The sequence below is a fragment of the Pelomonas sp. V22 genome (assembly GCF_030014915.1).
Lineage (GTDB): Bacteria > Pseudomonadota > Gammaproteobacteria > Burkholderiales > Burkholderiaceae_C > JAUASW01.
Genome location: NZ_JAGIXS010000008.1, coordinates 15,032 through 26,970, shown reverse-complemented (window position 1 = coordinate 26,970; position 11,939 = coordinate 15,032). Strand labels below are relative to the sequence as shown.

Annotated in this window: 12 protein-coding genes; 6 read left to right on the top strand and 6 right to left on the bottom strand. The window is 69.4% G+C overall.

Annotated features, from left to right (window positions below):
* Window positions 1–16: 16 nt before the first annotated feature.
* Entirely contained in the window at window positions 17–1,642 is a 1,626-nt protein-coding gene (locus tag J7U46_RS21080) for a GGDEF domain-containing protein (RefSeq protein ID WP_282829190.1), read from the top strand.
* Here the strand turns inward: J7U46_RS21080 and J7U46_RS21075 are convergent.
* On the bottom strand, window positions 1,639–2,781 hold the full coding sequence (locus J7U46_RS21075) for a GGDEF domain-containing protein (RefSeq protein ID WP_282829189.1): 1,143 nt from the start codon (window positions 2,779–2,781) through the stop codon (window positions 1,639–1,641). The genes J7U46_RS21080 and J7U46_RS21075 overlap by 4 nt on opposite strands.
* On the bottom strand, window positions 2,781–3,983 hold the full coding sequence (locus J7U46_RS21070; RefSeq protein WP_282829188.1) for a GGDEF domain-containing protein: 1,203 nt from the start codon (window positions 3,981–3,983) through the stop codon (window positions 2,781–2,783). Before J7U46_RS21070 ends, J7U46_RS21075 begins: the two co-directional genes overlap by 1 nt.
* Window positions 3,984–4,044: 61 nt before the next feature.
* Between J7U46_RS21070 and J7U46_RS21065 the strand changes: the two genes are divergently transcribed.
* On the top strand, window positions 4,045–4,794 hold the full coding sequence (locus J7U46_RS21065) for an SDR family oxidoreductase (protein ID WP_282829187.1): 750 nt from the start codon (window positions 4,045–4,047) through the stop codon (window positions 4,792–4,794).
* 16 nt (window positions 4,795–4,810) lie between these two features.
* On the opposite strand, the gene J7U46_RS21060 is transcribed toward J7U46_RS21065, so the two are convergent.
* On the bottom strand, window positions 4,811–5,695 hold the full coding sequence (locus J7U46_RS21060; protein WP_282829186.1) for a septal ring lytic transglycosylase RlpA family protein: 885 nt from the start codon (window positions 5,693–5,695) through the stop codon (window positions 4,811–4,813).
* Between the two features lie 25 nt (window positions 5,696–5,720).
* Between J7U46_RS21060 and J7U46_RS21055 the strand changes: the two genes are divergently transcribed.
* From J7U46_RS21055 to J7U46_RS21045, 3 genes are read left to right on the top strand one after another with little or no spacing between them, the layout of a single operon-like run.
* Entirely contained in the window at window positions 5,721–6,419 is a 699-nt protein-coding gene (locus J7U46_RS21055) for a fumarylacetoacetate hydrolase family protein (protein ID WP_282829185.1), read from the top strand.
* Window positions 6,420–6,434: 15 nt separating this feature from the next.
* The gene (nadC, locus tag J7U46_RS21050) at window positions 6,435–7,301 is read left to right on the top strand and encodes a carboxylating nicotinate-nucleotide diphosphorylase (protein ID WP_282829470.1); all 867 of its coding nucleotides are present in this window, start codon (window positions 6,435–6,437) and stop codon (window positions 7,299–7,301) included.
* Complete coding sequence (locus J7U46_RS21045) at window positions 7,298–7,789, top strand: hypothetical protein (protein WP_282829184.1); 492 nt, start codon at window positions 7,298–7,300, stop codon at window positions 7,787–7,789. The genes nadC and J7U46_RS21045 overlap by 4 nt, the downstream gene beginning before the upstream one ends.
* 4 nt (window positions 7,790–7,793) lie before the next feature.
* Here the strand turns inward: J7U46_RS21045 and J7U46_RS21040 are convergent, their stop codons facing one another.
* Genes J7U46_RS21040 through J7U46_RS21030 form a run of 3 tightly spaced genes read right to left on the bottom strand, consistent with a single transcriptional unit; the run spans window position 7,794 to window position 10,950 of the window.
* Complete coding sequence (locus J7U46_RS21040) at window positions 7,794–8,528, bottom strand: proteasome-type protease (protein ID WP_282829183.1); 735 nt, start codon at window positions 8,526–8,528, stop codon at window positions 7,794–7,796.
* A gap of 24 nt (window positions 8,529–8,552) precedes the next feature.
* On the bottom strand, window positions 8,553–9,521 hold the full coding sequence (locus J7U46_RS21035; protein WP_282829182.1) for an alpha-E domain-containing protein: 969 nt from the start codon (window positions 9,519–9,521) through the stop codon (window positions 8,553–8,555).
* A 1-nt stretch (window position 9,522) separates the two neighbouring features.
* Window positions 9,523–10,950, bottom strand: a complete 1,428-nt coding sequence (locus J7U46_RS21030) for a circularly permuted type 2 ATP-grasp protein (RefSeq protein WP_349239500.1) — start codon at window positions 10,948–10,950, stop codon at window positions 9,523–9,525.
* A 198-nt stretch (window positions 10,951–11,148) separates the two neighbouring features.
* Here J7U46_RS21030 and J7U46_RS21025 point away from each other — a divergent pair, with 198 nt between their 5' ends.
* A complete protein-coding gene (locus tag J7U46_RS21025; RefSeq protein ID WP_282829181.1) occupies window positions 11,149–11,805 on the top strand; it encodes a TMEM175 family protein in 657 nt (218 codons plus the stop codon).
* The last annotated feature ends 134 nt before the right edge of the window (window positions 11,806–11,939 follow it).

The window sequence follows — 11,939 nt, the reverse complement described above, 5'->3', positions numbered from 1 at the left end:
CTACCCTAGCGGGCCCATGCAGTACGCCGTTCCGCAAGACCCTGCCGTACCAGCCGCCACCGCGCTGGCCGAGTTGATAGCGCGGGCGCGCAGCGCGCAGAGCGAGTCGCGGCTGGAGGCGGGCCTCGCCCTGGCCGAGCAGGCCTGGGTTCAGGCCCTGGCCCTGAGCCAGATGGCCGAGCAGATCGAGGCCGGCCGCCTGCGCTGCTTCTTCCTGCTGCGGCGCGGCCAGCTGGCAGACATGCTGGCCGCCGCCGAGCGCCTGCTGCCCCTGCTGCGTGCTGGTGGCGCCAGCCCCAGCCTCTGCGAAGCACTGCGCTGGACCGCCCTGGCCGCCGCCGACCAGGGTGATTTCGAAACCGCGCTCGCCGCCGCCCAGGAGGCCAGCGCCGCCGCCAAGGAACTGGCCGACCTGCGCCTGGAAGCCGTGGCGCTGAACGCGCTGGGCATCGTCTTCGAACGCATGGGCGATCCCTGGCAGGCCGAGCGCCTGATGAACGAGGCCGCTGCCCTGGTGCGCGAGCAGGCCACGCCCTTCGAGCAGGTGGTGGCGCTGAACAACCTCTGGACCGTGGCCATGGGCGCTTTCCATCTGCTGCGCGAGAGCGGCCGCGAAGCCGAGTCGCAGCAAGCGTTGCAGCGTGCGCTGCAACTGGGCCGCCAGGTGCGCCCCCATGTGCGCGAGCTGGGCGACCCCTTTGCCGCTGCGCTGAGCGACAGCCACCTGGGCGAGACCTTGCTGCAACTGCGCCAGCTCGACGAAGCCGGCGTCTTCCTCGACAGCGCCCAGCAGTGCTGCCAGCAATACGGATTCCTGGCCCTGGCCGGCCGCGTCAGCTGCCTGCGGGCCGAGCTGGCCCAGGCGCGCGGCCATGCCGATGCCGCCTATGCCGCGCTGTCGCGGCTGCTCCAGGAGCTGGTCGGCAAGTCCAACCTGGCCGAGCTGCGGCGCCTGCATGGCACGGCCTACCGATGTGCCCGGCAACTGGGCCTGAACGAGGCGGCCCTGCGCCACCTGGAGGCCCTGACCGTGCTGGAGCGCCGCCGCGCGAGCGCCCAGCTGATCGCACAGTCGCGCTATGTCGCCAGCCGCATCGAGGCGCAGCGCCCGCGCGGTGGCGAGACCGAAACCGTCGCGAGGCCAGCGGAGGATGCAAGTGCGCTGCGCGACCCGCTGACCGGCCTCGGCAACCGCCGCCTGATGGAACAGCGCCTGCCCGAGCTGGTGGCCGAGGCCGAAGCGCGCGGCGCGCCACTGACGCTGGCCCTGATCGACCTCGACCATTTCAGCCGCATCAATGCCCAGCATGGGGCGGCCGTCGGCGACCGTGTGTTGCAGGCCTTGGCCGGCATGCTGCAAGACAACACGCGTGGCAGCGACCTGCTCTTGCGCTACGGCGGCGAGGAGTTCCTGGTCGTGCTGCCCGACACCGTGCCCGATCGCGCCTTCGAGGTCTGCGAGCGGCTGCGCCAATGCGTGGAGGGCTATGCCTGGTCCGAGCTTGCGCCGGGTCTGGACGCCACCCTCAGCATAGGCCTCGCCACTGCGCCGCCCCATTCGACCGACCTGCTGGTGGCCAGGGCCGAGAGCGCCATGTACCGCGCCAAGCACCTGGGCCGCAACCGCGTCGCCCTCGCCTAAAACTCCACGCGATTGCGTCCGGCCGCCTTGGCCCGGTACATCGCCTGGTCGGCCCTCAGCATCAGCGCCTCTGGATCGATGTCGTCGGCCACGGCCACGGCCACACCGAAGCTGGCCGTCATGTCGACGCGCTGACCCTGCCACTCGAGCGGCCGGGCCTGCAGAGCGGCGCGCATGCGTTCGGCGGCACAGAGGGCGCCCGGCAGGTCGCTCAGCGGCAGCAGCACGCCGAACTCCTCGCCACCCAGCCGGCCGAGCTGATCGGCCTCGCGCAGGCAGGCCTGCAGCACCTGCACCAGATGGCGCAGCGCCGCGTCGCCGCCAGCATGGCCGAGGCTGTCGTTGATGCGCTTGAAGTGGTCGATGTCCAGCACCACAAGGGCATGGCTGCGGCCCCGGCCCAGCTGGCCGTGTTCGGCGGCCAGCAGCTCGCCGAAGGCGCGGCGGTTCAGGGCATCGGTCAGCGCATCGCGCTCGGTCAGGCGGCGGATGCGCAGTATCAGCCGCATCAGCACCAGGAAGGCCAGCGTGGCATTGAGCACCAGGCTCATCAGCAGCACGGCCCACAGCCAGGCCAGGTTGCCGTCGTCGGCATCGCGCAGGTGTGTGTTGTGGCCGCTCAGCAGCAGGGCCAGGCGCAACAGCAGCAGGGCGGCCACCAGGAACAGCGGGCTGGCCAGCGCCAGGGCCAGGCCGGCCCGCGCATGCCGGCGCAGCCGCCGCCAGGCATCGACCGCGCAGACCAGGGTCAACAGCCCCATGGCGCCGAAGTTGATGATGGGCAGCCAGCTGCTGCCGAAGGGCACGGCGGCCAGCAGGACAGCGCAGAGCGCCAGCAACAGCGCGGTCGGCCACCAGGGGGTGCGCTCGCCCATCATGGCCGGCACGGCCTGGCGCATCAGCGCGAAGGCGGCGATGGCCATCAGGTTGGCGCCCCAGTAGGCCAGCCAGTCCCAGGCCAGGCCGCGCATCGCGTTGCCGCCCAGCGAGGCCGCCAACAGGGCGTTGGCCAGCGCGAGCAGCAGGGCCGGCCGGTGGCTGGCGTGAAGCACCTGGCTCAGCGCTGCCCACACCAGGGCCGACACCAGCAGGAACAGCACATTGGTGGCCAGCAAGGTCAGCGGCATGGCGTCCAGCATCAGTCCTCCCCATCGCCTTGGGGCAGGCTCAGCGGCGCCTCGGGGCTGCCGTCCTCGGCGTCGTCCAGGCCCTCGGCGCAAACCTGGTTGCGCCCGCCGGCCTTGGCCCGGTAGAGCTGCTGGTCGGCCTGCACCAGCACGGCCTCGGCGCGCAGCTCGCCAGGCCGGGCCTGGGCCACGCCGAAGCTGGCAGTGAGCGCAATGTCGCGGCTTTTCCAGGAGCAGGGGCTGGCCTCCAGCCGGGCGCGCAGCCGCTCGGCCACCTCGGCCGCCGCCGCCAGCTCGGTATGGGGCAGCAGCACGCAGAACTCCTCGCCACCGAGTCGCGCCAGTTCGTCCTGGCTGCGCAGGGCCCGGCCCAGCACATTCACCACATGGACCAGCGCGGCGTCGCCACCGGCATGGCCCAGGCGGTCGTTGATGGCCTTGAAGTGGTCGATGTCCAGCAGGAGCAGGCTGAACGGATGGCCGCGCTGCGACAAGGCCTGCAGCCGTTGCAGGCGGCGAGTGACGGCACGCCGGTTCAGCGCGCCGGTCAGCGGGTCGTGCAGCGAGAGCTGGCTGATGCGCGCAATCAAGCGGTGCAGGATCAGCGCAATCAGGCTCAGCGAGCTGGCCAGGCTCAGCAGCACCCACAGCCAGATCGCCAGCGCCGGCACCGTGGGCGCGGGGTCGGAGAGGGCTCGCCAGCCTCGCCAGGCCAGCGCCACGGCCATGGCGAGCGAGGGTAGTGCGAGGGGCAGCAGCCAGGGCCCGAAGCGCAGCGCGGCGGCGCCGACCAGGAGGTCTCGGCTGAGCAGCACCGCAATCAGCAGCATGGCCAGCGAGCCGGCCGCCAGCATCCCGGCGATGTGGCCATTGAGGCCCAGGCCCAGCACCGCCAGGGCCCCGCCGGCGCTGAGGGCCGCCACATCGGCCCAGGCGAAGCGCAGCCGCAGCAGGCGCCGCACGCCCAGGCACAGCAGGGCCAGGGTCAGCACGCCGAACAGCTCGGGCAGCCAGGGCCAGGTCTGCAGCGGTGAGCTGATGCGGCAGTCGTAGCAGCGCAGCGCGAAGACGCGGGCGAGGTGGGCGCCGGCCAGCAGCCAGCAAGCGCGGGGCGCGACGCGGAACACGCCGGCCAGCAAGGCCCAGGCCAGCACCGCCAGCAGGTTGAAGACGGCGTTGACCAGCAGGAGCGTGGTGGAGTCGAAGAACTGCATGCGTGCGGTTATCGAGTGCGCGCCATCATCGCCCAGGCGGCATCGCTGACACAATGCCGCCATGCATGGGATTGCCTTGATCACCGGCGCCAGTCGTGGCATTGGCGCGGCCATCGCGCGCCAGGCGGTGCAAGCCGGTTACGACATCGCGCTGAACTACGCCCGCGACACGGCCGCCGCCGAGGCCCTGGCTGCCGAACTGCGCGGCCTCGGCCGGCGCGTGCTGTGCGTGCAGGCCGACGTGGCCGACGAGGGCCAGGTCTTGCGCATGTTCGAGCGCATCGACGCCGAGCTGGGCCGGCTCACGGCCCTGGTCAACAACGCTGGCATCGTCGTGCCTGGTGCGCGGCTGCAGGACATGGGTGTGGAGCGCTGGCAGCGCGTCTTTGGCGTCAACGTGATCGGCAGCCTGCTGTGTGCCCGCGAGGCGGCGCGCCGCATGAGCACGCGCCAGGGCGGCGCCGGTGGCGCCATCGTCAACCTCTCCTCGCGCGCCGCCCAGTTGGGCTCGCCGGGGCTCTATGTGGACTACGCCGCCACCAAGGGCGCGATCGACAGCCTGACCGTGGGCCTGGCGCGCGAGCTGATCGAGGAAGGCATCCGCGTCAACGGCGTGCGCCCCGGCATCATCGAGACCGAGATCCATGCGGACAGCGGCATTGCCGGCCCCGAGCTGGCCGCTGCGGCTGCGCAGCTGCCGATCCGTCGCCTGGGCCGCGCCGACGAGGTGGCGGCCGCCGTGCTGTGGCTGCTGTCCGAAGCGGCCAGCTACACGGTGGGTGCGACGCTGGACGTGTCGGGTGGTCGTTAGCAGCTTGCGCCGGGCGCTACTTGCGCTCGACGATCAGCGCCGGCTGGCTCAAGAGCGCCTTGAAACGCTCGGCTGAATCCGCCGCCTCGGCGCGCGAGCCATAGGGTCCGGCCATCAGGCGGTTCAGGCCGCCTTCCTTGAACACGGTCAGCAGCGGTGCCAGCGCCGGCTCATTGCCGACCAGCAGGGTGCGGACCGCCTCTGCCCCATCCAGCAGCTTGAAGCTGCCGAGCTGCAGCCAGAAGCGATTGGTGCTGACGGGTTGATTCAGCGTCTCCCGCTGCGGGGCGCCCGCCTGCTCCTGCGCCACATAGACCGGTGGCGGCTCCTTGGCGTCGCGCTTCCAGGCACCGCTGCGTATCTGCTCGGCCGTCAGCCGCTCCACCTCTACCGGGGCCACGCCGCGCAGCAGGTCCAGCTTCAGCGCGGCCGTGTAGCTCAGGTCGATCACGCGGCCTGGATGGAAGGGCCCGCGGTCGTTGATGCGCACCACCACCTCGCGGCCATTGGCCGGGTTGCGCACCCGCGCGTAGCTGGGGATGGGCATGGTCGCGTGGGCCGCCGTCATCGCATACATGTTGTAGACCTCACCGCTGGCGGTGGGCCGGCCGTGGAACTTCTTGCCATACCAGGAGGCCAGGCCGCGCTCGACGAAGGCCTTGTCATCGACGAAGGGCTGGTAGCGCACGCCCTCGATCTCATAGGGCTTGTTGGGGCCACCGAGGCGCAGCAGCTCGACCTTGGGCACGGCGTCGGGCACGGTCAGCAGGTTGGGCGGCGGATTGGCCTCGGGGCCGTCGCGGCCGCTGGCCGGCGCCGTGGGTGCAGGCGCACGCGTGGCGCAGCCGCCCAGCAGGGCCAGGAGTGCCAGCAGCGAGATCAGGGCGGCGAGTCGGGGCATCGGCGGCGATGGTAGCCTCTGGCGCATGAGCGATTACGTCTTTCCTCCGCCACCGCAGCCCAGCGTGGCCGTGCGCGGCACGAGCGCCCGCTACGCCGTCTCCCGCATCTTCTGCGTCGGCCGCAACTACGCGGCTCATGCCCGCGAGATGGGCTCGGACCCGGACCGCGAGCCGCCGTTCTTCTTCTGCAAGCCGGCCTCGGCCCTGGCCGAGAGCGGCTCGACGATTCCCTATCCGCCGGGCACCACCAACTACCACTACGAGATGGAGCTGGTGATCGCCCTTGGCGCGCCGGTCTTCAAGGCCACGCCCGAGCAGGCGGCAGCCAGCATCTGGGGCTATGCGGCGGGCCTGGACATGACGCGCCGCGACCTGCAGAACGCCGCCAAGGCGACGGGCCGGCCCTGGGATTTCGGCAAGGCTTTCGAGCAGTCGGCCGTCATCACCGAGCTGGTGCCGGCGGCCGAGATCGGCCATCCGGTGGCCGGTGCAATCACACTGGCCGTCAATGGCGAGGAGCAGCAGCGCGGCGATCTTTCGGACATGATCTGGCGCACGGCCGAGGTCGTGGCCAATCTTTCGCAGTACTACCACCTGGGTCCGGGAGATCTGATCTACACCGGCACGCCCGAGGGTGTGGGCCCGGTCCAGCCCGGCGACCGGCTGGAAGGCCGGATCGAGGGCGTGGCCCGGCTTGCGCTGACAATCGGCGCTCCCGAATGAGCATGCTTGAGCATCATGTTTGACCACAACGAAACCCTGGCCGAGGCCCGCGAGCGCAACATCCGCGAAGCGCTGTTCGAGGACATCGGCGTCTGCGACTGGACCGCCCAGCTGGTGCCTGCCGGCCGCCGTGTACGCGCCCATGTGCGGGTGCGCGAGGACGCCGTGCTGTGCGGCCGCGACTGGTTCGAGGGCGTGTTCGCCGCGCTCGACGCCACGGCCCGCATCGAGTGGCAGTACGAGGAAGGGGCCGACATGGCGGCCGACACCGTGGCCTGCCGGATCGAGGCCGAGGGCCGCGCGCTCCTGTCGGCCGAGCGGCCGGCGCTGAACTTCCTGCAGCTGCTGTCGGCCACGGCGACGCTGACCCGTGAGCATGCGCGCGCCATAGCAGGCGCCAGCCCCAATCCGCGCGGCTGCGCCGTGCTCGACACCCGCAAGACGATTCCCGGCCTGCGCCTGGCGCAGAAGTACGCGGTGCGCGTCGGCGGCGGCGCCAACCAGCGCCTGGCGCTGTACGACGGCATCCTGATCAAGGAGAACCACATTGCCGCTGCCGGTGGCGTGGGCGCTGCGCTGCGGGCCGCCCAGGCCTTGAATGCGAGCGTGGGCATCCAGGTCGAGGTCGAGTCGATTGCCGAGCTGCGCGAGGCCCTTGATGCCGGCGCGGTCAGCGTGCTGCTGGACAACTTCAGTGAAGCCATGATGCGCGAGGCCGTGGCCCTGAATGCTGGCCGTGCGCTGCTCGAAGTCTCGGGCGGCGTGGCGCTCGACCAGCTGCGCTGGATCGCCGCTACCGGTGTGGACCGCATCTCCATCGGCCGCCTGACCAAGGATGTGAAGGCGGTGGACTATTCGATGCGGGTCGAGGGGCCGGCATGAAGGCGGCGGCTTGCCTGCTGGCCGTGCTCGCCCTGACCAGCTCGGCCGCACAGGCCGATGGCCTGGTCAGCAGCTTTGCCGTGGCGCGGCGCACGCCGGTGCTGGGCTGGGAGTTCGAGGCCGGCTACCGCCTCAAGGCCGGGCCAGTGGGGCTCAACCTGATGCCCGTCGGCGGCATCCTCTACCAGAGCGACACGGCCACGCGCTACCGCTCCGAGCAGCGCGGCAACAGCGGCTATGCCTGCGTGGACACGCAGAGCGGCAACACCACCTATGCCGGCTTCTGCGCCGGCCGTTTGAGCTACGCGGGCAGCGTCTCGGCCGATGTGCATCTGGGCCATGGCCTCTACCTCGGCGGTGGCTTCAGGCTCGGGCGCGAGAACGATGGCTTCGGCGTGCTGCGCCTGCAGGGTGAACGCCATGCGGTGGGCCTGCAGGTGCGTGTCGGGCCCAACTACTGGTCAGTGGGCGGCACGACCCGCTTCTAGCGCCTTACTTGTTGAACCAGTCCTCGTCCGGCAGCTTCTCGAAGGTCTTGCGCAGGCCTTCGCCCCAGCCCCGGCGCAGCTTGTTGAAGTAAGGATCGTCGGCCGTGATGCGGTGCGGCTCCGCCGGCGCGAAGCTGTCGGCCTTGTAGAGCAGCATGTCGATGGGCAGGCCCACCGAGAGGTTGCTGCGTATCGTCGAGTCGAACGAAATCAGCGTGCACTTGGCCGCTTCCTTCAGCGAGGTCTGCGGCTTGATCACGCGGTCGATGATGGGCTTGCCGTACTTGCTCTCGCCGATCTGGAAGTAGGGCGTGTCTTCGCAGGCTTCGATGAAGTTGCCCTGCGCATAGACATGGAAGAGCCGGGGTGCCTCGCCGCGAATCTGGCCGCCGACAATGAAGTTGCCGCCGAAGTCCACGCCCTGGCCCAGGGTCTGCGCATCGGCGTCGCGGGCTACCACTTCCTTGACCGTGCGGCCCACCAGCTCGGCCACGTCGTACATGGTCGGGCACTTGAACAGATGCGCTTCCTGGCCTTTCAGGCGCTGGGCCAGCAGGCTCACCACGCTCTGCGTCGTGGCCAGATTGCCGGCGCTGAGCAGCACGATGAGGCGCTCGCCCGGCTGCTCGAACACGCTCATCTTGCGGAAGGTGGCGATGTGGTCCACGCCCGCATTGGTGCGCGAATCGCTGGCGAACAGCAGGCCGGCATTCAGCCGCATGGCAACGCAATAGGTCATGGGCGCTGATTATCGGCAATCAGCTCAAGCAGCCTGCAGGTAGGCACCGCGTATCGCTTCGCTCAGGGCTGCCGACTCGTCAAGGAAGCCGGTCAGCCAGCCGTGCAGGCCTTGCTCCAGGATCTCGTCCACCGAGCCGTATTCCAGGCGCAGCGAGAGCTGGCCGGCCAGCTTCTTGACCACGCGGCCGGCGTCCAGTGCGCCGGGGTTGGCCTCGATCTTGGGCAGGATGGCAACGATTTCCTCGCAGCAGGCGCGCAGGGAGCGCGGCACGTCGGGCCGCAGTATCAGGAGCTCGGCCACGCGGCGGCCTTCCAGGCTGTCGCGGTAGATCGCGTGGTAAGCCTCGAAGGCCGAGAGCGAGCGCAAGAGCGCATTCCAGGCGTAGAAGTCGGGCGCACTCTCGCTCGGCGCTTCCACCGGTGCCAGCGTCTCCACCGCAGGCTCGATCAGCTGCGACTTCACGTCCAGCAGGCGCGCGGTGTTGTCGGCCCGCTCGATGAAGGTGCCGAGGCGGATGAACATGTAGGCGTCGTTGCGCTGCAGGGTGCCGTAGGTGGCGCCACGGAACAGGTGCGAGCGCTCCTTCACCCAGTCGAAGAAGCTCGACACGCTGGGGATGCCGCGCTTCGGGAACGTGCGGCCCTCCAGCCAGGTGCTGTTGATGGCCTCCCACATCTCGGCCGTGATCTGGCCGCGCACCGCATGGGCGTTCTCGCGCGCCGAGCGCAGGCAGCTGAGCACCGAGGCCGGGTTGTCGAGGTCCAGGGCCATGAAGTTGAAGAGATGCTCGGCGTCCAGCTGCGGATGGCGCGCGCTGTAGGCCTGCAACGCGCCGGTCACGGCCAGCGGCGCGGCCAGCTCGGTGCGGGCGCCGTGCGATTGCGGCAGGAGCGAGAGCGACTGCGTGACGTCCAGCATGCGCACCAGGTTCTCGGCGCGTTCGACGTAGCGGCTCATCCAGTAGAGCTGGGAGGCGGTGCGAGAGAGCATGTCAGGCCTCCAGGATCCAGGTGTCTTTGGTGCCGCCGCCTTGCGACGAGTTCACCACCAGCGAGCCTTCCTTCAAGGCCACGCGCGTGAGCCCGCCGGCAACCATCGTGATCTCTCTTCCGGTCAGCACAAAGGGCCGCAGGTCGATGTGGCGCGGCGCGATGCCGCTCTCCACGAAGGTCGGGCAGCTCGAGAGGCACAGCGTCGGCTGGGCGATGTAGTTGCTCGGGTTGGCCTTGACCCGCAGCTTGAAATCCTCGACCTCGGCCGCCGTGGAAGCCGGCCCCACCAGCATGCCGTAGCCGCCGGCGCCGTGCACCTCCTTCACCACCAGGTCCTTCATGTGGGTGAGCACATGGTCGAGGTCGGCGCTCTTGCGGCATTGCCAGGTCGGCACGTTGTGCAGGATGGGCTCCTCGCCCAGGTAGAAGCGGATCATGTCCGGCACATAGGGGTAGATGGACTTGTCGTCGGCCACGCCGGTGCCGATGGCATTGGCCAGGATCAGGTGGCCCTTCTGGTAGACCGAGAGCAGGCCCGGCACGCCCAGCATGGAATCGGCGCGGAAGGCCAGCGGGTCCAGGAAGGCATCGTCGATGCGGCGGTAGATCACGTCCACGCGCTTGGGGCCGACCGTGGTGCGCATGTAGAGCCAGTCGTCCTTGACGAAGAGGTCCTGACCCTCGACCAGCTCGACGCCCATCTGCTGGGCCAGGAAGGCATGCTCGAAGTAGGCGGAGTTGAAGGGCCCGGGCGTCAGCACCACGGCCGTGGGGTTCTCCATGGGGCTGGCGTGGCGCAGCGTGTTGAGCAGCAGCGTGGGGTAGTGCGCCACCGGTGCCACCGCATAGCGCGAGAACAGCTCGGGGAAGAGCCGCATCATCATCTTGCGGTTCTCCAGCATGTAGCTGACGCCGCTGGGCACGCGCAGGTTGTCCTCCAGCACGTAGTAGCCGCCGTCCGAGTGGCGTATCAGGTCCACGCCGGTGATGTGGGCATAGATGCCATGCGGCAGGTCGAGGCCCTGCATGGCCTTCTGGTACTGGGCATTGCCGAGCACCTGCTCGGCCGGGATCAGGCCGGCCTTGAGGATTTCATGGTCGTGGTAGATGTCCCAGAGGAAGCGGTTCAGCGCCGTGACGCGCTGGCGCAGGCCTTTCTCCAGCATCGTCCATTCGGAGGCGGGCACGATGCGCGGCACCATGTCGAAGGGAATCAGGCGCTCGGCGCCGGCCTCGTCGCCATAGACGGCGAAGGTGATGCCGACCTTGTGGAACAAGAGGTCGGCCTCGGCCCGCTTCTTGGCCAGGGTCTCGGCCGACTGGGCATGCAGCCATTGGCCGAAGGCGCTGTAGTGGTCGCGAAGGGCGCCATCGGCCCTCAGCATCTCGTCGTGATGGCCGGGGGGCGGCAGGGTCAGCGTGTGCATTTCAAATCACTCCAGCTAGCGAGCTAAGCAATGCAAGCCCTGTGCCTGCTGAACGCAGGGCCTCCGCTTGGCAGCATGAACCGGATTGGTGCCGGACGCCAGGGTGCCCCTTGCTGGTGCGAGGGGCGGGCTGCGACTTGGTGCATCCCTGGGCAAGCCCTAGGCGGGCGGCCTTCGCCCACTTGGAACAATGCCCGCATGAACGAACATGCTCCCTTGCACACCGCCGGCGGCCAGCCGACCCTTTCCAAGCACCGCGTGGAGGCCTTGCAGGATGGCGTCTATGCCATCGCGATCACCCTGCTCGTGCTGGAGTTGAAGCTGCCGGATCACCACGGCCTTCACAGCCAGGCCGATCTGTTGCGGGCCCTGGTGGACCTGATGCCGCGCCTGGGGGCCTGGCTGATCAGCTTCTTCGTGCTGGCCATTTTCTGGGCCTCCGGTCATCGGGCCATGCACTGGCTCAAGGTGGTGGACAGCAAGCTGGTGTGGATCAACATCGTGACCCTGCTGTTCGCCAGCTTCATGCCCTTTGCTTCCGGCCTGATCGGCGAGTTCCCGCAGTTCTTTGTCTCGCAGGCGGTCTATGCCGCGACGATGGGCGCCCTCGGCCTGTGCGCACTCTGGCAGCTGCGCTACCTGACGGCCCATCCAGAGCTGTGCCACCAGCCGATGCCGGAACTGCTGCGCAAGGCTGCGCAGCTGCGCTGCACGGGCGTGGTCGCCACGGCGGCCTTGGCCGCCTTGATTGCCTGCTGGCAGCCGGTGTTCGCCCCCACGGCGTTCATGCTGATGTGGGTGTTCGGCGCCCTGAGTCGCCGCATGATGAAACAGGGGCACGTGGCGGCCGCTTAGCCGGAAAAAAAAGAGCCCCGGACCCTGTGGGACCCGGGGCTGAATCCATCCTTGGGGGATAGAGGAGACAACAGCAATTGCCTCACTATTAGCAGGCGGCGTGCCAGGTCTTGCTCCATTGGGCGATATGCGCC

What these genes read in the sequence shown, in the direction of transcription:
- J7U46_RS21080 (WP_282829190.1), top strand. Translation starts at nt 17, where the DNA reads ATGCAGTACGCCGTTCCGCAAGACCCTGCCGTACCAGCCGCCACCGCG.
- J7U46_RS21075 (WP_282829189.1), bottom strand. Translation starts at nt 2,781, where the DNA reads ATGCTGGACGCCATGCCGCTGACCTTGCTGGCCACCAATGTGCTGTTC.
- J7U46_RS21070 (WP_282829188.1), bottom strand. Translation starts at nt 3,983, where the DNA reads ATGCAGTTCTTCGACTCCACCACGCTCCTGCTGGTCAACGCCGTCTTC.
- J7U46_RS21065 (WP_282829187.1), top strand. Translation starts at nt 4,045, where the DNA reads ATGCATGGGATTGCCTTGATCACCGGCGCCAGTCGTGGCATTGGCGCG.
- J7U46_RS21060 (WP_282829186.1), bottom strand. Translation starts at nt 5,695, where the DNA reads ATGCCCCGACTCGCCGCCCTGATCTCGCTGCTGGCACTCCTGGCCCTG.
- J7U46_RS21055 (WP_282829185.1), top strand. Translation starts at nt 5,721, where the DNA reads ATGAGCGATTACGTCTTTCCTCCGCCACCGCAGCCCAGCGTGGCCGTG.
- nadC (WP_282829470.1), top strand. Translation starts at nt 6,435, where the DNA reads ATGTTTGACCACAACGAAACCCTGGCCGAGGCCCGCGAGCGCAACATC.
- J7U46_RS21045 (WP_282829184.1), top strand. Translation starts at nt 7,298, where the DNA reads ATGAAGGCGGCGGCTTGCCTGCTGGCCGTGCTCGCCCTGACCAGCTCG.
- J7U46_RS21040 (WP_282829183.1), bottom strand. Translation starts at nt 8,528, where the DNA reads ATGACCTATTGCGTTGCCATGCGGCTGAATGCCGGCCTGCTGTTCGCC.
- J7U46_RS21035 (WP_282829182.1), bottom strand. Translation starts at nt 9,521, where the DNA reads ATGCTCTCTCGCACCGCCTCCCAGCTCTACTGGATGAGCCGCTACGTC.
- J7U46_RS21030 (WP_349239500.1), bottom strand. Translation starts at nt 10,950, where the DNA reads ATGCACACGCTGACCCTGCCGCCCCCCGGCCATCACGACGAGATGCTG.
- J7U46_RS21025 (WP_282829181.1), top strand. Translation starts at nt 11,149, where the DNA reads ATGAACGAACATGCTCCCTTGCACACCGCCGGCGGCCAGCCGACCCTT.